The following is a 21,657-nucleotide window of genomic DNA, read 5'->3' as shown; positions in this document are numbered from 1 at the left end:
GGCCCCGCTTCGGTTCAGCCGCCGATCGGGTTCCAGACTCCGAGCACGTGAGCCGCTCCGATCGCGATCGCGCAGACCGCCAGGCTGATCAGCACCGCCACGACATCGCGGACCGTGAAACTCGACCGCCTGCGCCACGTGCGCCCGGGACGGCCGAAGGCCCGCCCCTCCATTGCCATCGCCAAGGTCGTCGCCCGGCGAATCGAGACCACGAGCAGAACGAACACACCGCTGACGAGGCTGCCCGTGCGCCGCAGAAGCGAACCGCCGGCGACGCCTCTGGCCCGCCTGGCCATCGCCAATACCTGCCACTCACTGACCAGAAGTCCGAGCAGACGAGACGCCGCCAGGACGGAGACCACGACAACCTCGGGCAGCCGCAGATGCTGGATCAGCGCATCGGCGAGATCACGCGGGTCGATCGTCGACGCGAGCACGATGAGCGGGATCGCCAAGGCCAGGGCACGGACGAAGATCGCCGCGGCTGCCGCCAGCGAACCCGTGGTGAACAGGACGGGACCGAAGTCGACGACCACATCCCCGGTCTTCTCCGCCAGCAGAGCCGTACCCCAAGCGGCGAGCAGAGCACCCGCCGGAAGGAACCACAGCCGCTTTGCTGCGGCCGCCAGATCGAGCCCCGTCGCCGGCAGCGCCAGCAAAGCTGCCAGCAGCACCACCCCGGCAGAGACCAGATCAATGCTCAGCAGCGCTCCGACCATGAGTATGAGAGCGACGGCGATCTTCGTCAGCGGATTGCACCGGGCCAAAGCGGTGGAACGCACCACGGGGATGAGCTGCCCCGGATCCTGAACGGCGACCTCGGGTGAGGGCAGAGAACGCTCATCGAGGCTCTCACTCACTGCAATCACCCGTCCTGACACGCGAATCCGACTCGCTGCCGCTGAAGCAGACTGCGCTGCTGCTGTCGCCGGGTTCGAGGAGATCGGCACCGATGGCCTCGAGGAACGCGAGATCATGGCTGACAGCGACCACTGCGGAGCCGTGCCCCAAGGTATCGAGGAACATCTCCACCAGCCCAGCCCATGTCAGCGCATCCTGACCGAAGGTCGGCTCATCGACGATGAGCACCCGGGGCCGTGGGGCAAGCATCGCCGCCACCGACAGGCGTCGCTTCTCCCCACCGGAGAGACTCTGCGGATGGGCGAACGCCAAACCGGTGAGCCCGAGGCCCTCAAGTAGCTCGTCCACCCGTGCCTGCGACTCGGCGGCAGACCACCCGGCCAGCCGGGGACCGAGCTCGAGTTCAGCCGCCACGCTCGAAGTGAGGAACTGGTGCGCCGGTTCCTGGAAGACCATGCCGATGCGCGCCGCCAACTGCTTCGACGGCCAAGCGAACGGACGGTCCCGTTTGGCACCCTCCCGCAGGGCCGCCTCGGCGAGGACCTGCCCGGAGAATTCGGGCAGCAGGCCCGCCAGGGTCAGGGCCGTGGTCGATTTGCCGGCCCCATTGGCGCCGACGATTCCGAGCGCCTGACCGGTATGCAGACTCAGCTCCAGATCGGTCGCTGCAGGGGTGGTCATGCGCGGTCGAGCAACGCTGAGCCGGTCGGTGCGCAGCAGAACCTCGCCGAGGCGGCCGGATGTCCTGTTGGTTCCGTCGCTTCCGTCTCGGCGCGGGGTAGGGGAGCGCTGCGGCATCCAGATGCCGCAGTCGATGAGCACATCGGTCAGGTCCGGATCGGTGAAGATCTGCCGGGGCGGTCCTTGGACGAGGATTCCGTCACGGCCGAGGACGACGACTCGGTCGACGTGATCGATCCACAGCTCGACCCGGTGTTCGACGACGAGCATGGTCGCCGCCGTCTCGGACTGCACGGTGAGCACGGCATCGCGGACCCCGGCCGCCGAGGCGGGATCGATATTGGCGGTCGGCTCGTCGAGGACGATGACCTCCGGAGCCATCGCATGGATGCCGGCCAGAGCCAGCCGCTGCTTCTGCCCACCTGACAGTGCCGCACTGGGATGCTCCGGCGGCAGATCAAGTCCCAGCGCCCGCAGGGACTCGGGAATCCGGGCCTCGATGACCTCGGCCGGGAGTCCGAGGTTCTCCATCCCGAACGCCACATCATCACCGATTCGGGAGAAGATCACCTGAGAATCGGGATCTTGGAGGACCAGCCCAGTGCTGCCTCGGCGAGGATCCGGTTCCCCATCGCCGACGAGGAGTTCACCGGTGGCCTCACCGGATTCCTCGGGCAGGACTCCGGCGACGGCGTGGAGGAACGTCGATTTGCCGGCCCCGGAGGCACCGAGCAGCAGCACCTTCTCACCGGCGGCGATCTTCAGGTCGAGCGGTCCGACGGCCGGTAAGTCACGGTCGGTGTGCGTCCACGAGTAGCCGGCGGCCGTGATCGGCAGCGCCATCAGCGCAGACGGCCGGAGGCGAAGGAGCTCAGCGCTCCCGTGGCCGCGATCGCCCGGTAGGCGAACCATGCGCCGATTCCGGAGATGACGAGGCCGGAGACGATCGCGCAGACGGCGTAGATCGCTTGGAAGCCGAACTGCCATTCGGCGTTGTACATGATGTTCTCGCTCACGGCCATGAACGCCGCTGCCAGCATCCCCGAGGCCGCGGTGACCCACAGGGTGAAGCGCTTGTAGCCGAAGGCGGCGAAGACGAGTTCGGCACCGAGGCCCTGCAACAGTCCGGAGAGCAGAACGGTCGCTCCGAAGTGGGAGCCGAGGACGGCCTCGACGATGGCGGCGATGAGTTCGCACAGCAGCGCAGCACCGGGTTTGCGGATGATCGCACCGGCCAGCGGTCCGGCCAGCACCCAGAGTCCGGCGATGAGGCCGATCGAGGGCGGGAAGGCTTGGAAGGCGAGTTCGAGCACCTTCCAGCTCAGCGCCAACACCCAGAACACGAGACCGACGGCGATTCCGAGGACGGCGGTGGTGACATAGTCGACGACTCGCCACTGCTTGGATTTCGGCGCCGCGGTGAAGGAGCGTGCGGGGGTGGTGGCGGTGTTCGGTGCGGTGGTATTCGGCATTGTGCCTCCTCATTTCAAGGAGGGGTGAAGAGTCTCGACTTCCTTCGGCAGTGCTAACCGCATCAGGTTCGAGGGTCTGCAGCTTCTTCTGCACTCTCAGCGCCCCTGACGGCGCTCCCCTGTCGTAGCCACCACTGTACAACAGGGGAGCGAAGCGGCGACCCAAGTCAGTCATCGAGGATTCACTTCCCGTTCCCTCGTTCGTTGACGGGCTTCGAACGGCCGGACACTACCGATCAGTAGGAATGAGCGGGTGAACACTCATCGACTTAAACGACCCCTTGGCGCCCTGTCCGCCGCCACCCTGCTCGCCGCACTGGTGGCGGCCCCGGTGCCCGTTCGTGCCGAGCCGGCTCTCGGCGCAGGAGAGCCTGGTTCGACCGCGAGCCAGAGCCCGAATCAGAACCCGAGCCCGCGTCGGAGTCAGGAACCGGGCCAGAGCTCGTCGGAATTGCCCGCCGAGGCGGAAGCGGGAAGCGAGGCGATCACCGACGCCGTCCTGCAGGTCGGTGCCGACTCCACGGCACGCAATCTCTCGTGGATGAGTGAGAGCTCCGGCGGGGGAGAAGTGCGATGGGCACCGGTGAGCGTGCTCGAGGACGGCAATCTCCCCGCCGACGCGGCAACAGCAGAGACCACTGACTCCGGACTCGCCACCGACCTCAAACGTCACTTCAACCATGCGAGCATGACCGGCCTCAAGCCGGGCACCGAATACGCCTACCAGGTCGGCAGCGAGAAGGACGGGTTCACCGAGGTGCAGCAGTTCACCACGGGAGCTGCCGGAGGAGACGAAGAATTCCTCGTCTTCGGCGACCCGCAGGTCGGCGCCGGTGGCGGAGACCCCGACGATGCCGCCGGTTGGGACAGGACCCTGAGTTCGGCAGCGGCCATCGCCGACAATCCGAGCTTCTTCTACTCGCTGGGCGACCAGGTCAACTCCGCAGGCAACCAGGAGCAGTACGCCCAGTACCTGGCACCGGATGAGACCCGGACGATCCCGCAGGCGACGACGATTGGCAACCACGATGTGTCGTCGAAAGCATACGAGCAGCACTTCAACCGACCCAATGTCAGCCAGGATCACGGCGGCGGTGGCGTCATCACCTCTGGCGGCGACTACTGGTTCATCGAGGACGGAGTCCTGTTCCTCAACATCAACTCGAACAGTTCGGATATGGACGCCCATGCTGAGTTCATCGACGAGGTCGTCGCCGAACAGGGAGACCAGGCGCGCTGGACGGTGCTCGGATTCCACCACTCGATCTATTCGACAGCGACCCATTGGAATGACTTCGATGTGAAGCGCCTGCGGAAGGCGATCCCGCCGGTCGCCGCCCGCAACGACATCGATCTCGTCGTCTCCGGTCATGATCACATATATAACCGCACCTTCCTCATGGATGGCGAAGGCAAACCCGTCGAGGGCTCCGAAGCGGGAGCCGAGGAAGAGAAGGAAGACGGACAGACGCTCTACCTCACACTGACCTCGTCGTCAGGGTCGAAGTTCTATGACTACGTTCCCGGCCTCGATTGGGAAGGCAAGAGCGTCCACAACGACGTTCCCGCGTTCACCCGGGTCCAGGTCAGCGACGAGGCGCTGCGGGCGACGACCTATGAGGTGCCGACAGGCAGCGCAACGGCCGACGGTGAGGGCTCGGAAGCGCAGGCGACCGCCGAGCAGATCGACGACGTCGAACTCAGGCGCGTCGAGGCGGAGGAACCCGATCCGGACGACGACGCCGGAACGGGCGCTGACGCCACTTCCGGTACGGATGGTGCTGGGACTGATGCCGACCCGGCTGCAGAGGACACCGGTGCCGAGGAGGACGCCGATGCAGATGGATCGGGCGAAGACACAGACACAGGCGCAATAGGAGCCGAAGCCGACAGTGCTGAGAGCGGTGCGGCAACGGCCGACACCGATGGCGGCACAGGTGCGACGGACTCCGGCGCCGATGCGAACGCCGCGGGAACGGCCGATGATTCGGATTCCTCTGGGACCGTTTCGGCAGGTGGAGGCGGCGGCCTTCCCCGCACCGGCGGCGAGCTTGCACGGCCCTTGGCCGTCGGAGCGGGGGCGCTGGCGCTCGGTGTGGTTCTGCTGATTGCGAGCCGCCGCCGAAGCGCCGAGCTGAGCTGATCAGCTCGGCACCACCATGACCGGTCCCTCGGCATGGTTGAGGACTCCGCGCGAGACGGATCCCAGCAGGGCGCTGCGGATCCGTCCGCGCCCGCGGGTGCCCATCACCGTCAGCTGTGCGCGGGCGCTGATCTCGACGAGGGTCTCGGTGGGATCGCCGACCGGCACCGAGGTGGTCACCGCCAGATCCGGGAACTGCTCGGACAGCGTCGCTGCTTCCTTTCCGAGTCCTTCGGCCAGCTGCTTCCGCCGACGCGAGGTGACCTCGGAGCTGAGTTCGAGGTCGGGGTACCAGTAGAGCCATTCCTCACCGGCCGGCAGTACCGCGACGAGTTCGAGATCTGCCTCGCGGGTGGCGGCTTCGGCCGCTGCAGTGAACATGGCGACCCGTCCGGCGTCGGATCCGTCGACGGCGACGACCACCGCGCCTTCGCCCGGGGATTCCGAGGTCGATCGTTCGGGAACGACAATCGTCGGGCAGTGCGAGTGAGCCGGCAGAGCCGTGGATACGGATCCGAGTACGCGGCCCATGAAACCGCCGCGTCCACGAGCGCCGACGATGACGACCTCGGCGTCGGCACTGAGGGTGACGAGCGCACCGGCGGAGTTGCCGGCTGTCGTGCGGAAGGACGTCTCACCGGGGTAGTCGCGCAGAAGCTCGACCGCCTCGGCAAGGGTCTTCTCTGCTTCCGTCTTCGCCTTGTCATCCTCGGGCTCGCTGGGGATGGAGGCCATATTCGGGTAGATCATCGTCGGCAGCTCATAGGCGGTGACGACGGTGAGAACAGTCCTGCGGCGTTCGGCCTCGACGGCGCCGTAGCGGACGGCTTGGGCGGCGAGTTCGGAGCCGTCGAAGCCGACGAGGACGCCGAGTTCGAGGTTCAGGCCGGATTCGGACGAACGGGATTGAGCAGACATCTCGCACCTCTCGATCGGGGCCTGTCCAACCCAGACGCCGACGACGGCCCCGACTGGCGGTATCGTCCGCGTCGGTTTCAGTCTATCAAGTGGTTTCTACGGGATGTAGAAAAAGCATGCAGCGAGAGGTTGGGTCTCATCCGTCAGGACCGGACTCGCCTGCATGGGCCCGTGGCTCAGACGCGGAAGCCCAGGTGAGCCAGCGCGATGCGCAGAATGTGGTCCTGGCCGTAGCAGAGCTCGCCGACGATATCGGGCCGCAGGGTCTCCTCGGGGGTCAGCCAATCGAGACTGAGCGCATCGGCTCGCGGAGTGCATTCGCCCCGGACCTCCATGATGAAGCACATGGCGATCGCATGCTGGCGCGGATCGTGGAGGAGGGCCGAGCCCTCGGTGGGGAAGTATTCGGCGATGTGGAACGGGGCGATCGCGGGCGGAATGACCGGCAGCGCCATCGGGCCGAGGTCGTTCTCTGCGTGACGCACCAGCGCGGTGCGGATGGTCTCGTGGAAGCGGATCCGCCCGCCCACGACCTCTCGCCCCAGAGTCCCGTCCTCGAGGCTGCGCAGCAGTAGTCCGATGCGCTCGACATTGCCCGTCTCGCCCACCCGCACGGGGATGGCGTTGACGTAGGGGATCGGCATGCGCCTGCGCAGCTGCGCGTATTCCGCGTCGTCGAACCAGTTCTCGTCGAAGTCCAAGGCTGTCCGGGTCATGACCCAATATTCCCACAACCTCTCTCGCGGCAGAAGAGCTTGGAGGCCCTGGTGGTGAACTGGGACACGTATCGGGTAAAGTATCTTGATGTCGAGATAAATTTCCGACCATTCATCATCACGAGAAGTGACGTGGCCTACAGTTGTGTCAGCACTTTCTGACCGGAACCGGTCAAGGACGTATGAAGGGGTATCCATGATCAATCATGAAGTCCGCACCTATAAGAGCTCAGAGAACCTGGCTCGCGAAGATCAGCTCGCATGGAAGATCGCCGAGGTCGCATCCGACCCGACGCCGGTCGATTCAGATGTCACCGAAATGGTCATCAACCGCGTCATCGACAACGCGTCTGTCGCTGCCGCATCCGTGCGCCGCTCCGCTCCGACCCACGCTCGCGAGCAGGCTCAGACCCACCCGTTCAATCCCGGTGCCAACATCTTCGGCCTGCCGGTGAGCGACCGCTTCTCACCCGAATGGGCCGCCTGGGCCAACGGTGTGGCCGTGCGCGAACTCGACTTCCACGACACCTTCCTCGCTGCCGAATATTCGCACCCTGGTGACAACATCCCGGCCGTGCTCGCAGTCGCCCAGCACAAAGGTATCGGCGGCAAGGACCTCATCAACGGCATCGCCACCGGCTACGAGATCCAGGTCGACCTCGTCAAGGGAATGTGCCTGCACGAGCACAAGATCGACCACGTCGCCCACCTCGGCCCCTCGGCTGCAGCCGGCATCGGCGCACTGCTCCACCTGCCCACCGAGGTCACCTTCCAGGCCGTTCAGCAGGCACTGCACGTGACCACCGCTACCCGCCAGTCGCGCAAGGGCGAGATCTCGTCCTGGAAGGCTCACGCTCCGGCCTTCGCCGGCAAGATGGCCGTCGAATCCGTCGACCGTGCGATGCGCGGCGAGGGTGCACCGAACCCGATCTACGAAGGTGAGGACGGCTTCATCGCCTGGATCCTCTCCGGCCCCGAGGCCCGCTACATCATCCCGCTGCCGGCCAAGGGCGAAGCGAAGCGCGCGATCCTCGACACCTACACCAAGGAGCACTCGGCCGAATACCAGGCCCAGGCTCTTATCGACCTGGCCCGCAAGCTCGGCGGACAGATCGAGGACCTGTCGAAGATCAAGCGCATCGTCATCCACACCTCGCACCACACCCACTACGTCATCGGCACCGGTGCGAACGATCCGCAGAAGATGGATCCGAAGGCCAGCCGTGAGACCCTAGACCACTCGATCATGTACATCTTCGCCGTGGCCATGCAGGACCAGGGTTGGCACCACGAGCACTCGTACGCTCCCGAGCGCGCCGGCCGTCCCGACACCGTCGAGCTGTGGCACAAGATCGAGACCACCGAGGATCCCGAGTGGACCCGCCGATACCACTCGATCGACCCGAACGAGAAGGCCTTCGGCGGACGCGTGGAGATCGAATTCGAGGACGGCTCGACGCTGACCGACGAAATCGCCGTCGCCGACGCCCACCCGTTCGGCGCGCGACCCTTCGCCCGTGCGAACTACATCGAGAAGTTCAAGACCCTGGCCGAGGGCATCGTCTCCGACTCGGAGCAGGCTCGCTTCATCGACCTGGCCGAGAACCTCGAGAGCCTCGACGCCAAGGGCGTCGGTGAACTCAGCTTCGTCGTCGACGGACTCGAGCACAGCGGATCGAAGGGCATCTTCTGATGTTGGGCGCACAGGCAACCCCCGCCGAGCGCCGCGCCAAGTTCCGCGAGCTGCTCGCCGGCGACCAGATCGTCCAGTTCCCCGGCGCCATCAACCCGATCAACGCTCAGATCATCGAGCAGACCGGCTTCGAAGGCGTCTACATCTCCGGCGGAGCGTTCTCCGCGGCCATGGGTCTGCCCGACATCGGGCTGACCACCCTCACCGAGGTGGCCGACCACGGACGCAATATCGCCCGAGTGACGAACCTGCCGACCTTCATCGACGCCGACACCGGATGGGGCGAAGCCATGAATGTGGCCCGCACCGTCCAGGAGTTCGAGGATGCCGGAATATCCGGAATGCACCTGGAAGACCAGGTCAACCCGAAGCGCTGCGGCCACCTCGACGGCAAGGAGGTCGTGACCGCGGCCGAGATGTCCAAGCGCATCAAGGCCGCCGTCAAGGGACGCAGGGACGAGAACTTCGTCATCTGCGCCCGCACTGACTCCCGCGCCGGCGAAGGCCTCGACGCCGCCATCGACCGGGCGAAGGCCTACGCCGATGCGGGTGCGGACATGATCTTCCCCGAAGCGATGCGGGATCTCGGAGAGTTCGAGAAATTCGCGTCCAGCGTCGATGTGCCGATCCTGGCGAACATGACGGAATTCGGAAAGAGCGAACTGTTCACCACCGAACAGTTGGCGAATGTCGGAGTCAAGCTTGTGATCTACCCGGTCACGACTCTGCGCATCGCCATGGGTGCGATCAAATCGGGCCTGCAGACCATTCGGGACAAGGGCACTCAGGTGGACCTCCTCGAGGGCATGCAGACTCGTGCGGACCTGTATGACACGATCGACTACGCGGCGTACAACGATTTTGACTCCGCAGTCTTCAACTTCTCACAGGAGGGTCACCAGTGACCGAAGAAATCAAGAAGGGCCTCGCCGGTGTCGTGGTCGACACCACCGCAGTGTCCAAAGTGGTCCAGGAGACCAACTCGCTGACCTACCGCGGCTACCCCGTGCAGGAGCTCGCCGCCAAGCGCAGCTTTGAGGATGTCGCCTACCTCATCTGGAACGGCGAACTGCCCACCGAAGCGCAGCTGAAGAAATTCCAAGAGCGCGAGCGCTCACAACGTGCCGTCGATGACAAGCTCGTCCAGCTCATCCTCGACCTGCCCAAGGACTGCCACCCGATGCACGTCGTGCAGACCGCCGTGGCTTACCTCGGCGCAGTGGACCCCGAGGCCGACGCCGAGGGCCCCGAAGCGAACCTGGCCAAAGCCGAGCTCCTCTATGCCCAGCTGCCGACGATCGTGGCCATCGACCACCGTCGCCGTCACGGCCTCGATCCCATCGCCCCGACGAAGGACCTCGGCTACGCCGCAAACTTCTTCAAGATGGTCTTCGATGAGGTTCCCGCCGAGGAGGTCGTCCGCTGCTTCGACGTGTCGATGATCCTCTACGCCGAGCACTCGTTCAACGCCTCGACGTTCACCAGCCGCGTCATCACTTCGACGACCTCCGACCTGTACTCGGCAGTCGCCGGTGCCGTCGGCGCACTCAAGGGCCCGTTGCACGGCGGAGCCAACGAGGCCGTCATGGCGATGCTCGAAGAGGTCGGCACCGCCGACAAGGCTTCGGCCTGGATCGACGATGCACTCGCCAAGAAGGCGAAGATCATGGGCTTCGGCCACCGCGTGTACAAGAACGGCGATTCGCGTGTTCCCACCATGCGCAAAGCCTTCGAGGACATGGTCGCCGTCAAGGGTGCGAACGATCTGCTCGACCTGTACAACGCCTTCGAAGAGGACTTCGTCGGACGCAAGGGCATCTACCCGAACCTCGACTACCCGTCGGGCCCGGCGTACCACCTCATGGGCTTCGACACCGATCAGTTCACTCCGATCTTCGTGATGGCCCGCATCACCGGTTGGACCGCTCACATCTTCGAGCAGCAGGCGAACAACGCCCTCATCCGTCCCCTGAGCGCCTACGACGGTGAGGACCAGCGCGAGGTTCCCGACGACCGGGGCTGACCTCTCGAAAGGCAGAAGACACATGGGACCAGACGGTTCATACCGTCCGGTCGATCTCGAGGGTTTCGACTTCACCGTCTCCGGTGGGGTCGGAACCCTCGTCATTGATCGGACCGAAAAACGCAATGCGATCTCCCGGCCGATGTGGCGGGCGCTGCCGCAGATCATCGCGAACGTCGACGCCGATGATTCGATCGGCGCGCTCGTGATCACCGGAGCCGGTGGGCATTTCTCCGCCGGTTCGGACATCGCTGACCTCAATGTGCCGCTCGACGATTTCTGGGAACTCAATTCCACCGCCGAGTCGGCCCTGGCGAACTCGCAGACCCCGACGATCGCAGCGATCACAGGAAACTGCGTGGGCGGGGGAACGGAGATCGCCGCGGCCTGCGATATCCGCATCGCCGCCCCCGGTGCGATCTTCGGCGTCACCGCAGCCAAGCTCGGGCTCGTCTACCCGGCCGGCCCCACGAAGCGCCTGGCGCAGATCCTCGGTGATGCGTGGGCGAGGTACCTGCTGATCACGGCCTCGATCGTGAAGTTCGAGAAGATGGCCGAACTCGGCTTCTTCCACGAAGTCTCCGACACCCCGTTGGAAGCCGCACAGGCTCTGGGGGAGCGGATCGTGGGACTGTCCCGACTCAGCCAGGTCGGTGCCAAGGCGATTCTCGACGGTGAACTGGCTGAGGACACGCAGCCGCCTCGGTGGCTCGATGAGGCCTACCGGGCGGAGATCACCCGCGGTCAGGAAGCGTTCTTCGCCAAGGAGCCGCCGGAATTCGGGTTCAAGGTCTCGGATTGGCGGGGCTGAGCCTGCTTTTTTCCGGTCGGCATGAGTGGTGAATCGAAACTTCTGGGAGTTTTGCCTACCGGGACTTGCTGCGGATGAGTACCAACAGGGCGGATCCTCGGGGCGTTCTCATCCACTTGTTCTCGACCTTTTCGGCCCAGTCTGGTCGACCTTCAGCGAGCGCGAATGCCGTTTCGGAACGACCATTCTCGGCGGACAGTTGATAGTCGATTCCAGCGATCGAGTATCCGCGAACAATGCAGCCACCTACGGAAACCAGCAGTGGGATGGGACCGTCCCTGGTGAGCCTTTGGACCACAGCTTGACGTTCCGCACCGAGTTCCCACCACCGAGAAGACGCACTTCTCTGCGCAGCGTCCGGTGCGAAGAGATCGACGCCGTACCAGTCCCGTGTGGGATCGTTTCTGGGCGTGGTGAGGCTCCTTGCATGCTGGCGTGCCACGACGACTGCCTCGAAAGGAAGTGCGTCCCACATATCGTCGAGGCTCAGCTTGGGACGTTTCGAAAGGTCGACTACGGAGTCGTGCTCGTAGATCACTGCGTTGCCGTATGAGAATCCGGCTCCTGCGAGTCCGCAGGCAAGAACGTGTCGCGCCTGTATGGCTTCGCAGCAGTTCGCCTCCATGAGAATTCGGGTTGCTTCTCTGCCCGATACCAGTTTCGGTCTGCTCGGTCGCTGGGAGTTCATCTCAGCATTCTAAGGGCCGTGAAGTGAATAGTTCATGTGTGCTAATCTCTAAAAATGCGTAATCGGATCGGGCATCGGAGCAGAAACTATCCGGATCTTGCTGCGTACAATGCGGCGAATCCTGCGGCGACTGTGGAAGCCAAGATGTTCCCTACCTCCTCGTGGACCGGGTCGTATCCTCGGGGCCGGTGCTGACAGGACTAGATCTTTCTGTTGTGTGGGTGCCGCGAGTCGATGGCAGCGGAGAGGGCAATCTGATCTCGCAGGAACTTGATCGGCTGGAAGGGCCGGTGACCCTTGTTGCCGAAAGGCTTACGGCAAACGAGTTCGGGTATATCGCTCGGAGGTGGCGCGGGCATGCCAGAACGGGAAAGGGGCTGTCGGGCCTTGCCTTCTTGGCGAGATGGGGCGATGTGGCACTCGGGCCGGCCTATTTCGGTCTTTCGATCGGTGACGTGTTCAAGGCCCACTTGGGATCGTACTGGGTGGAGTTCTATGTCGTTGTCGGTTTGACGAAGTTCGGCGTCCGAGTGGTTGACTGTCCGGTCGATGTCACGCGGTATCCGGACGCTGATGGAACATGGGGCGGCGGAATGTACACGACTCCCGATCCGAGTCGCCTGGGAGGCCTGACCGAACTCGGCGGCCGGTTGAAGCTGGTGTACCCGCACTATTCTGATCCCGCGCTTCCGCAGCTGCGGGTCAAACACATCGGGTGGGCGGAACCGTGGGACGGGACACCGTGGCACCAGCATGGTTTCCGGGATTGAGGGCATGGTCGATGGAATCGATACAAGGAAAAAGGGAGAGCACGATGAAGGCACAGGCATGGACGAATGAGCACAGCGCGGTGAGGGCCCTGACCGCCCTGGGGATTACCCACCCGGAAGAGTTCGGGGAGATTCTGGGCGACTGCATTGGCACAGAACTCGGGCCAGTGGATCCTGCATCGATGCGTCGGGAGGACAAACACACGGATCTGCACTTCTCGACCAAATCAGGTCTTGACGTTTACGTCGAGGCCAAGATCGACGATTTCGTCTCGGTCGAACAGCTGGACACGTACTCGTTCGAGTTCTCCGAGGCCATTGCCGTGGTGCTCGTACCTTCGCTGCAGGCCCCCGATGTGCAGGCGGTGCTGAAAGAACGTCCGTCCGTGCGTGCAATTGCCTGGGGAGAGCTGCTGGCCAGGTTGACCGAGGTCAATCCGCTGGCAGAACAACTCGCAGCAGACATCGATCGACTTGCACAGCTTCCCGGTTCGAAGGCGCGGATTCGCAAACTCTTGTCCGAAGCCTCATCGAAGTCGAAACATCCCGCCGAAGTATTAGTGAAACAAGCCCATACTGGGAGGCGGTTTCCCTGTCTCGATATTACGGTGCAAGGTACCTGGGTGTTCGGTCAGGTGGAAGCGAATCGTGATGCGCAGCGATCGCCGCGATTCCATGTCACGATCGGATTCAAAGTGGATGACGATGATGTTTCCAACCCGGAATCCAATCAGCGGATGCATGATGCCCTGTCTGCTGCTTGGGATGAGGCGGAGCGTCTGGAAGCTCAGCGTGGCGTTCCGCTCTCCCGACACGGTAGTCGTTCACCCCAGCAAGAGACTTTCGGCATGGATGCGCCTTATCAAGCGAGGGGATTTCGAGGTTCCCACGTTGGATTTGTTACGCAGGCGACTGAACACCCTGCCGAAGCCCTGGAGTGGGCGGTCGAACTCGCGGTCGAATTCGCTCGGATCTCACAACGTGTGTGGGCGCCGTCTGATACTTAGGAGATCAACCTACCGGATCGCCGCGGCGTGCGACGTTGAGGCGGACGAGAGCATCGGGCGAGACATCGCCAGTGTCGAACATTACGTCTGTGAGCGTGAGAGAGACGATGCCGGACGGGAACCAGTCGAGCCCCATTGCGCCGTCCTTGCGACTCACCATGCGACGTGGTCATCTCATCTCGCTGTGGTTATGTCGGTCTGATCCATGTGTCTGAATTAGTCTCCGTGCGTCTGAGATAGTTGGTAAAGGCCGATTCGTCATCCTGAGTGGACCAGATTGCGCGATCATAGCGTCGCAGTAGATCTCGAGCTCGAGGCCCTGTGGTGTGATCCCGGCCAGGAGAGAATGTCCCTGATTCCGGCCACCTTGGCGCCCCCAGCCGACGTCAGCTAACAGGAAATTAACTGACCGTACGGCCCACCGCTGCACTGACAGCTGGCCGACTCAGCCGTCAGGATTCGCCTCGGGAAGCGACGAAGTCCGCTGACGGGATAAACTGAGCGAATGCGCCTAGCAGTCCTCGATATCGGCTCCAACAGCGTCCACCTCCTGGTCGTCGACGCCCACGTCGGAGCGCCGCCCCTGCCGGCCACCTCGCACAAGGAGGTGCTTCGACTCGCTGAGTATCTCAACGATGATGGATCGATCGACGCAGACGGCCAGGAACGACTGCGTTCTTTCATCGCCGATGCCGTCGAGATCGCCGAAGACCAAGGGGCGGAGCAGATCCTCGCATTCGCCACCTCGGCGGTCAGGGAAGCTCCGAACGGGGTCAGCCTCATCGAATCGATCAACGCTCAGCTCGGGGTCACCCTCAACGTCATGACGGGCCGCGACGAAGCCCGCGTGACCTTCCTCGCCGCCCGCCGTTGGTTCGGATGGTCGGCCGGGAAGATCCTGCTGCTCGACATCGGCGGCGGTTCACTGGAGATCGCGGCCGGTCAGGACGAATACCCGCAGGCGGCCGTGTCGGTTCCGCTCGGGGCCGGTCGCACCTATTCGGACTTCCTCCCTGACCCGGTGCCCACTGCAGAGGACATCCACCGGCTGCGCAAGCACGCCCGGGCACAGATCGGACGCATCGCCGGCGATATCAACCGGGTCGGCGTGCCCGATCAGGTCGTCGGATCGTCGAAGACCTTCCGCTCCTTGGCACGCATAGCCGGTGCGGCCCCGAGCGGGGACGGAATCTATGCGCCTCGGAAGCTCTTCCGCCGCGATCTCGACGGCATCATCGACACCCTCGCCTCTCGGACCCCAGCGGAACGCGCGACCCTGCCCGGCGTCTCCGAAGCCCGTGCCGGTCAGGTGCTGGCCGGGGCGATCGTCGCCGAGGCGGCCTTCACGATCTTCGACATCGGTGTCATGAACATCTCCCCATGGGCGCTGCGCGAAGGCATCATAATGCGCAAACTCGACCTCCTCGACTCCGCCGAGCAGTCCTCGGCGATGCGCGTGGAGTCGGTTGCCGCTCTTGACTGAATCTCCGTCGGAATTCGCTTCGGCGTTCTTAGATTACGGGCGAGCGGCCTTGTGGCCAGCCGAGCAGTATCGGAATTCAGGTTCGCCTGCTAGTTTTTGAATAGTCGCCGAGGCGGCACCCGCACTGATCTGCACGTGCCGGCTTCGGCCAAAGCCCGAATCGACTGACAGAAAGCACGAACCTGCCGATGCGAAATGGTGAGCTGTCCCCGAACTTCCGCGACCAGGCACTGGAGACTCTGAAGAAGACGAGCGCGGCCGACCCGCTTGATGTCTTCGTCGTCGGTGGGGGAGTGACCGGCGCGGGATCGGCCTTCGACGCCGCTACCCGCGGGCTCAAGGTCGGTGTCGTCGATGCGAAGGACTGGGCCTCGGGTACTTCATCCCGCTCGTCGAAGCTCATGCACGGAGGACTGCGCTACCTCGAGATGCTCGACTTCAAGCTCGTCGCCGAGGCGCTGAAGGAGCGCGATCTGCTGCTTCAGCACACCGCACCCCACCTCGTCGAACCCGTGGCCTTCGTGTTCCCCTTCGAACACCGCCTCATCGACCGGGCCTTCATCGGATCAGGCGTGCTCCTCTACGACACGATGGCCACTCGGCCGGGACGCAAACGCGCTGTGCCGATGCACCGCCACCTCGGCAAGAAGGCACTGAGCTCCCACTTCCCGGGCCTGGCCGACGACGCCGCCGTCGGAGCCCTCGAATACTACGATGCGAAGGTCGACGACGCTCGCTTCGTCATGACCCTCGTCCGCTCGGCCGTGAGCTACGGAGCCGCTGCCGCCAACCACGTCTCCGTCATCGGCTACCTCCACGATGGTGACCAGGTCACGGGCGTCCATGCCCGGGACGAGATCAGCGGCGAGGAATTCGATATCCACGCCCGCCGCACCATCCTCGCCGGAGGCGTGTGGACCGAAGAGCAGCAGGATCTGGCGAAGGCCGATGCCGGACTCAAGGTGCTCGCCTCCAAGGGCGTGCACATCACGGTGGCCGAGGACAAGATCAAGGCCGACCCGAACACCGGAATCATCTCGAAGACGGAGAAGTCCGTCCTCTTCGTCATCCCCTGGGAAGGCTATTGGGTCATCGGCACCACCGACACCCCGTGGAACGAAGACGTCGACGCCCCGGTGGCGACCTCGAAAGACATCGACTACCTGCTCGAACACGCCAACGCCATCCTCGCCGACAAACTCACCCGCGACGACGTCATCGGCGTCTACTCCGGCCTGCGGCCGCTGCTCCAGCCGGTCGTCAAGGAGGGGCAGGCTTCGACGAAAGTCTCCCGTGAACACACTGTGATGGAGGTCGAACCGGCCCTGGCCGCGATCGCAGGAGGCAAGTTCACCACCTACCGGGTGATGGCCGAAGACGCCGTCGACTTCGTCCTCGGCGACGATGCGAAGGACCGCCGGTCACTCACCGAATCCGTGCCGCTGCTCGGTGCCCAGGGCGTGGGTGCGCTGCGTCGGGGCCAGTCCGGTATCGCGGAGAAGTACGGCTGGGATGAAGACCGCGTCAAACGTCTCATCCGCCGCTACGGCACCCTCATCGAGGATCTGCTCGACCTCGTCGACGAGGATCCCGAACTCGGCCAGCCGCTGGAAGGCGCCGAACGCTACCTGCGCGTCGAAGCCCACTACGCGGCCGCCGCAGAGGGGGCCGTCCACCTCGGCGACATCCTGGAGAGGCGGATGCGGCTGAACTACGAGGTCTCGGACCGCGGGAAGGCCGCCGCCGACGCGGTCGCGGACATCGTTGCACCCGTCCTCGGATGGGACGCCGAACGTCAGTCGACCGAGGTCGAGGACTTCAACGCCCACGTCGACGCCCAGGTTGCGGCCGAGTCCACCGACGACGACGCCTCGGCAGCGGCCCTGGTCGGGAAGACTCTCCACTGAACCGTGCACAGCGCAGTGCGGGACCACAACCGAATACCGTCAACTGAATATCGACCGACCCCGGAGCACCTTCCGGGCCGACCACCGACCGGGGCACCCACCGGACAGACAAACAATAGGAGTTTGTGAGATATGGGCACCATCTTCCTCTACGAGATCGCCGGTACGGCGATGCTCATACTGCTCGGCGTCGGCGTCGTTGCCAACGTCGTCCTGACCAAGACCAAAGGCAACGGCGGTGGCTGGCTGCTGATCTCCTTCGGCTGGGGCCTCGGCGTCTTCGCCGGTGTCTTCGTCGCCTACAAGACCGGCGCACACCTCAATCCTGCCGTGACCTTCGGCATCCTCTTCAGCGGGGCGAGCGAATACGCCGACGGCATCCCCGTCAACTTCGCCAACACGGTGGCCTACCTCGCGGCCGAGATGATCGGCGCGATGATCGGTGCCGTCCTCGCATGGGCTGTGTATAAGAAGCACTACGACGAGGAGAAGGAAGCCGGGAGCATCCTCGGCACATTCTCCACCGGGCCGGAGCTCCGCTCCTACGGATGGAACTTCGTCACCGAGGTGATCGCGACCTTCGTCCTCGTGTTCGTCATCCTGCTGTTCGGCGGAACGCCGGATAGGCTCGGACCGCTGGCAGTCGCACTGATCGTTGTCGCCATCGGTGCTTCCTTGGGCGGACCGACCGGCTACGCCATCAACCCGGCGCGTGACCTCGGCCCGCGCATCGTCCATGCGCTGCTGCCGATCCCGAACAAGGGCGGCTCGGATTGGGCCTATTCGTGGGTACCGATCGCCGGGCCTCTCGTCGGTGCGGTGCTTGCCGGCGTCATCTCCCGAGCCTTCATCTGAACAGACCACCAAGAACTACTTCGACACAGGAGTCAGAATGAGTCAGGAAAAGTTCATCCTCGCCATCGACCAGGGCACCACCTCGTCGCGGGCGATCGTCTTCAACCATGACGGGCAGATCGTGTCGTCCGGCCAGCTCGAGCACGAACAGATCTTCCCCCGCGCCGGCTGGGTCGAGCACGATCCGGTCGAGATCATCAAGAACACCAACGAGGCGATCGGCCAGGCTCTCACCCGGGCGAACATCAATCGCCACCAGCTCGAGGGTGTGGGCATCACCAACCAGCGTGAGACCACCGTCATCTGGAACAAGAACACCGGTGAGCCCGTCTACAACGCCATCGTATGGCAGGACGCGCGTACCCAGAAGGTCTGCGACGAACTCGCCGGGGACGAGGGACCGGACAAGTACAAGGACCGGGTGGGTCTGCCTCTGGCCACCTACTTCTCCGGCCCGAAGGCCAAGTGGATCTTCGACAACGTCGACGGGGTCAAGGAGGCTGCCGCAGCCGGAGACCTGCTCTTCGGCACCATGGACACCTGGGTGATCTGGAACCTCACCGGCGGGGTCAACGGCGGAGTCCACGTCACCGACGTCACAAATGCCTCGCGGACGATGCTGATGAACATCGACACCCTCGACTGGAACCCCGATATCGCAGCCGATATGGGCATCCCCGTCGAGATGTTGCCCGAGATCAAGTCCTGCTCGGAGATCTACGGCTACGGGGCGAAGAACGGACTCATCATCGACACCCCGATCTGCGGCATCCTCGGTGATCAGCAGGCCGCGACCTTCGGTCAGGCGTGCTTCGAGAAGGGGCAGGCGAAGAACACGTACGGCACCGGCAACTTCATGCTCATCAACACCGGCAATGAGCCGGTGGCCAGCAAGAACGGGCTGCTCACCACCGTCGCGTACAAGATCGGCGAGGACAAGGCCGTCTACGCGCTCGAGGGATCGGTGGCCGTCACCGGTTCGCTCGTGCAGTGGCTGCGCGACAACTTCGGCATCATCAAGGACGCACCCGAGGTCGAAACCCTGGCCAAGCAGGTCGACGACAATGGCGGCTGCTATATCGTGCCCGCGTTCTCCGGACTCTTCGCCCCGCATTGGGAGTCCGACGCCCGCGGCGTGATGGTGGGTCTGACGAGGTATGTGAACAAGAACCACATCGCCCGTGCCGCACTCGAATCCGTGGCCTTCCAGTCGCGCGAGGTCCTCGACTCGATGAACCTCGACTCCGGTGTCGAGCTCACCGAGCTCAAGGTCGACGGCGGCATGGTCGCGAACGAGACGCTCATGCAGTTCCAGGCCGACCTCCTCGGCGTGCCCGTCATCCGACCCGAGGTCATCGAGACCACCGCACTTGGCGCGGCCTATGCCGCGGGAATCGCCGTGAAGTTCTGGAACGGTGAGGAAGACGTGCGAAACAACTGGCGTGAGGACAAGCGCTGGAACCCGTCGATGGACGAGGAGACGGTCGATCGTCTCTATCGCCTCTGGAACAAGTCTGTCGAACGCGCCAAGGGCTGGGTCGACGAGGACACCGAAGCCCTCTACGGCTGATTTACTACCCGACGGCGGCCCAGCAACCTCGCGCGAGGTTGCTGGGCCGCCGTCGGGTAGTTCTGGGGCGGGGAGTCGGCGTTAAACTGGACGTGATGAGCAAAAAGTCGAAGTCCCAGCGGAAGGTGCTGACCACCAAGAATTCTGCGCGCTCGAATTCGAAGCGCCACAGGGAGTACTTCGACAAACACGACGTGTATGAGAAAGACGCCCATCACGTCTCCGACAACCGCATCAGGCTCGGCCTCTCCAGCTCCTCCGTCTCGCCCATGACCGTCGAGGAGACCTTCACCCAAGCGGCCAAACACGGCTACGACGGTGTCGAAATCATGATCACCCACAACACCGAGACCCGCGACGTCGACCTCATCAGCGGACTCGCCCGCGACACCGGACTCGACGTCATCTCCCTGCACGCCCCGACCCTGCTGTTCCTGCCCCGAGTGCTGCACAAAGACCATTGGGAGAAGCTGCGGATCACCGCGAACCTCGCCAAGGAGGTGGGTGCCGACACAGTCGTCCTCCACCCGCCGTTCCGATGGCAGGGCGAATACGCCCTCGGCTTCGTCGACGGCGTCCGTGAAGTCGCTCAGGAGACCGGTGTGAGTCTGGCCGTTGAGAACATGTATCCCTGGCGGGCCGGCCTGCGCGAGATCCAGGTCTACTATCCCGACTGGAACCCCCTGGACGAGGACTACGACGACCTCACCTTCGACTTCTCACACGCCTCCACCGCCGGCATGAACGCCCTGGAAACCGTGGACGAGATCTTCGACAAACTCCGCCACGTCCACCTCACTGACGGCGCCGGTTCACTCAAGGACGAACACCTGGTGCCTGGCGAAGGCAACATGCCCGTCGCCGAGACCTTGCAGCACCTGGCCAAACACAACTGGCAGGGCGACGTCGTCGTCGAGGTAAACACCCGATTCGTGCGCAAGCAGTCAGCTCGCGAGAAGATGCTCGCCGACTCCATTGCATTCGCCCGCGAGCACCTCGGCCTGGACGAAGGCGCACCGCGACGCAACGCCCACAGCCACACCCGCACGTCCGAGCACAAGCCCGCGCAGTCCGGGAGGACAGGTGACGAGAGCTGACCCGGCGGCGGAAAGCGACGTCACGAGTCCATTCGCCCGACCTCGCACCGGCACGCGCAATTCCACGGACACCAACTGACCACCAACACCCCGAACATCGAAAGGCTGGCGCGCTTTGACCACAATCGCCTCCATCGGAACCGGCAACATGGGCACGGCCCTGATCCAGGGAATCCTCACCGCGGACGCGGGCATCACCGTCCGCGCGACGACGAATTCGACCGTCTCGGCGCAGCGACTCCGCAGCGATCTGCCCACCGCCACGGTCGCCTCGGTGGAGGACGATGCCGACGCGAACAGGAACGCCGTTTCCGGAGCCGATTTCGTCTTCCTCGGCGTGAAGCCGTGGATGATGGCCGAGACCCTGCGTGACCTCGCCGACGACCTCGACCCGAACTCCGTGCTCGTGTCCATGGCCGCCGGCGTCGCCGCCGCGGACCTCGCCAGGCTCGCCCCCGAGAACCCGATCGTGCGGATCATGCCGAACACGCCGAGTGCCATCGGCCACGGTGTCATCGCGCTGGCTCCCACCGCCGAGGTGACCGCCGCCAGCGTGGACACACTGAAGTCCCTGCTGTCGGGCGCCGGCCTCGTCGTCGATCTCGACGAATCCCAGATCCCTGCCATGACCGGAATCTCCGGGTCCGGAGTCGCGTACTTCTTCCTCCTCGCCGAAGCCATGATCGCCGCCGGCGTCCAACAGGGGCTGAGCGAGGACGCCGCCCGCCAGATGGTCGTGGCCACAGCCGACGGTGCCGGCCGACTCCTGACCGAGAAGCCCGACCCCGCCGCTCAGCGTCAGGCCGTGAGCAGCAAGGGCGGGACGACCTTGGCCGGTCTCCAGCAGTTCCTCGACGCCGGGATCTTCGATATCGCCGAGGCGGCTGCACAGGCTGCGGCGGACCGTTCCGTGGAGATGGAACGGGAGAATTCCGAGGTCATCAACAGCTGATCCGATCCTC

The 21,657-nt window shown here is 64.3% G+C and carries 19 protein-coding genes and 1 riboswitch; of the genes, 13 read left to right on the top strand and 6 right to left on the bottom strand.

Features of this window, described 5'->3' with window-relative positions; translation table 11 throughout:
* Positions 1-14 precede the first annotated feature (14 nt).
* From BLU88_RS15585 to BLU88_RS15575, 3 genes are read right to left on the bottom strand one after another with little or no spacing between them, the layout of a single operon-like run.
* The gene (locus tag BLU88_RS15585) at positions 15-860 is read right to left on the bottom strand and encodes an energy-coupling factor transporter transmembrane component T family protein (RefSeq protein ID WP_167356833.1); all 846 of its coding nucleotides are present in this window, start codon (positions 858-860) and stop codon (positions 15-17) included.
* Positions 853-2,385, bottom strand: a complete 1,533-nt coding sequence (locus BLU88_RS15580) for an ABC transporter ATP-binding protein (protein ID WP_092015918.1) — start codon at positions 2,383-2,385, stop codon at positions 853-855. Before BLU88_RS15580 ends, BLU88_RS15585 begins: the two co-directional genes overlap by 8 nt.
* Positions 2,385-3,014, bottom strand: a complete 630-nt coding sequence (locus BLU88_RS15575) for an ECF transporter S component (RefSeq protein ID WP_092015915.1) — start codon at positions 3,012-3,014, stop codon at positions 2,385-2,387. The genes BLU88_RS15580 and BLU88_RS15575 overlap by 1 nt, the downstream gene beginning before the upstream one ends.
* Before the next feature lie 22 nt (positions 3,015-3,036).
* A riboswitch (TPP riboswitch) is annotated at positions 3,037-3,145 on the bottom strand.
* Positions 3,146-3,267: 122 nt separating this feature from the next.
* Here BLU88_RS15575 and BLU88_RS15570 point away from each other — a divergent pair.
* On the top strand, positions 3,268-5,157 hold the full coding sequence (locus BLU88_RS15570) for an FN3 domain-containing metallophosphoesterase family protein (RefSeq protein WP_092015911.1): 1,890 nt from the start codon (positions 3,268-3,270) through the stop codon (positions 5,155-5,157).
* Here the strand turns inward: BLU88_RS15570 and BLU88_RS15565 are convergent, their stop codons facing one another.
* Complete coding sequence (locus tag BLU88_RS15565) at positions 5,158-6,075, bottom strand: universal stress protein (RefSeq protein ID WP_092015909.1); 918 nt, start codon at positions 6,073-6,075, stop codon at positions 5,158-5,160.
* A gap of 176 nt (positions 6,076-6,251) precedes the next feature.
* A complete protein-coding gene (locus tag BLU88_RS15560) occupies positions 6,252-6,791 on the bottom strand; it encodes a DUF4916 domain-containing protein (RefSeq protein ID WP_039206493.1) in 540 nt (179 codons plus the stop codon).
* A 196-nt stretch (positions 6,792-6,987) separates the two neighbouring features.
* Between BLU88_RS15560 and BLU88_RS15555 the strand changes: the two genes are divergently transcribed.
* The 6 genes from BLU88_RS15555 to BLU88_RS15525 all read left to right on the top strand — a co-directional run bounded on the left by BLU88_RS15555 (position 6,988) and on the right by BLU88_RS15525 (position 13,783).
* The gene (locus tag BLU88_RS15555) at positions 6,988-8,484 is read left to right on the top strand and encodes an MmgE/PrpD family protein (protein ID WP_092015906.1); all 1,497 of its coding nucleotides are present in this window, start codon (positions 6,988-6,990) and stop codon (positions 8,482-8,484) included.
* Positions 8,484-9,389: a methylisocitrate lyase gene (gene prpB / locus BLU88_RS15550; protein ID WP_092015903.1), complete on the top strand. Its 906-nt coding sequence runs from the start codon at positions 8,484-8,486 to the stop codon at positions 9,387-9,389. The genes BLU88_RS15555 and prpB overlap by 1 nt, the downstream gene beginning before the upstream one ends.
* On the top strand, positions 9,386-10,507 hold the full coding sequence (locus tag BLU88_RS15545) for a bifunctional 2-methylcitrate synthase/citrate synthase (protein WP_092015898.1): 1,122 nt from the start codon (positions 9,386-9,388) through the stop codon (positions 10,505-10,507). Before prpB ends, BLU88_RS15545 begins: the two co-directional genes overlap by 4 nt.
* A 22-nt stretch (positions 10,508-10,529) precedes the next feature.
* Entirely contained in the window at positions 10,530-11,318 is a 789-nt protein-coding gene (locus BLU88_RS15540) for an enoyl-CoA hydratase/isomerase family protein (RefSeq protein ID WP_092015895.1), read from the top strand.
* Positions 11,319-12,194: 876 nt separating this feature from the next.
* A complete protein-coding gene (locus BLU88_RS18205; protein ID WP_231939460.1) occupies positions 12,195-12,776 on the top strand; it encodes a hypothetical protein in 582 nt (193 codons plus the stop codon).
* Between the two features lie 44 nt (positions 12,777-12,820).
* Complete coding sequence (locus tag BLU88_RS15525; RefSeq protein ID WP_157689159.1) at positions 12,821-13,783, top strand: hypothetical protein; 963 nt, start codon at positions 12,821-12,823, stop codon at positions 13,781-13,783.
* Positions 13,784-13,787: 4 nt separating this feature from the next.
* Here the strand turns inward: BLU88_RS15525 and BLU88_RS18840 are convergent, their stop codons facing one another.
* A complete protein-coding gene (locus tag BLU88_RS18840) occupies positions 13,788-13,943 on the bottom strand; it encodes a hypothetical protein (protein WP_157689157.1) in 156 nt (51 codons plus the stop codon).
* Positions 13,944-14,288: 345 nt separating this feature from the next.
* Between BLU88_RS18840 and BLU88_RS15520 the strand changes: the two genes are divergently transcribed.
* From BLU88_RS15520 to proC, 6 genes are all read left to right on the top strand, one after another.
* Entirely contained in the window at positions 14,289-15,266 is a 978-nt protein-coding gene (locus BLU88_RS15520; RefSeq protein WP_092015884.1) for a Ppx/GppA phosphatase family protein, read from the top strand.
* Positions 15,267-15,454: 188 nt separating this feature from the next.
* Positions 15,455-17,173: a glycerol-3-phosphate dehydrogenase/oxidase gene (locus BLU88_RS15515; protein WP_092015881.1), complete on the top strand. Its 1,719-nt coding sequence runs from the start codon at positions 15,455-15,457 to the stop codon at positions 17,171-17,173.
* A gap of 132 nt (positions 17,174-17,305) precedes the next feature.
* The gene (locus BLU88_RS15510; RefSeq protein WP_092015878.1) at positions 17,306-18,028 is read left to right on the top strand and encodes an MIP/aquaporin family protein; all 723 of its coding nucleotides are present in this window, start codon (positions 17,306-17,308) and stop codon (positions 18,026-18,028) included.
* Between the two features lie 37 nt (positions 18,029-18,065).
* Positions 18,066-19,598, top strand: a complete 1,533-nt coding sequence (gene glpK, locus BLU88_RS15505; protein ID WP_092015875.1) for a glycerol kinase GlpK — start codon at positions 18,066-18,068, stop codon at positions 19,596-19,598.
* Positions 19,599-19,693: 95 nt separating this feature from the next.
* On the top strand, positions 19,694-20,695 hold the full coding sequence (locus BLU88_RS15500; RefSeq protein ID WP_092015871.1) for a sugar phosphate isomerase/epimerase family protein: 1,002 nt from the start codon (positions 19,694-19,696) through the stop codon (positions 20,693-20,695).
* A gap of 115 nt (positions 20,696-20,810) precedes the next feature.
* Positions 20,811-21,647: a pyrroline-5-carboxylate reductase gene (gene proC / locus BLU88_RS15495; protein ID WP_092015868.1), complete on the top strand. Its 837-nt coding sequence runs from the start codon at positions 20,811-20,813 to the stop codon at positions 21,645-21,647.
* Positions 21,648-21,657 lie beyond the last annotated feature (10 nt).

The sequence above is a fragment of the Brevibacterium siliguriense genome, assembly GCF_900105315.1.
In the GTDB taxonomy this organism is placed as follows: Bacteria; Actinomycetota; Actinomycetes; order Actinomycetales; family Brevibacteriaceae; genus Brevibacterium; species Brevibacterium siliguriense.
This window is presented reverse-complemented; position numbering and strand designations above follow the sequence as displayed.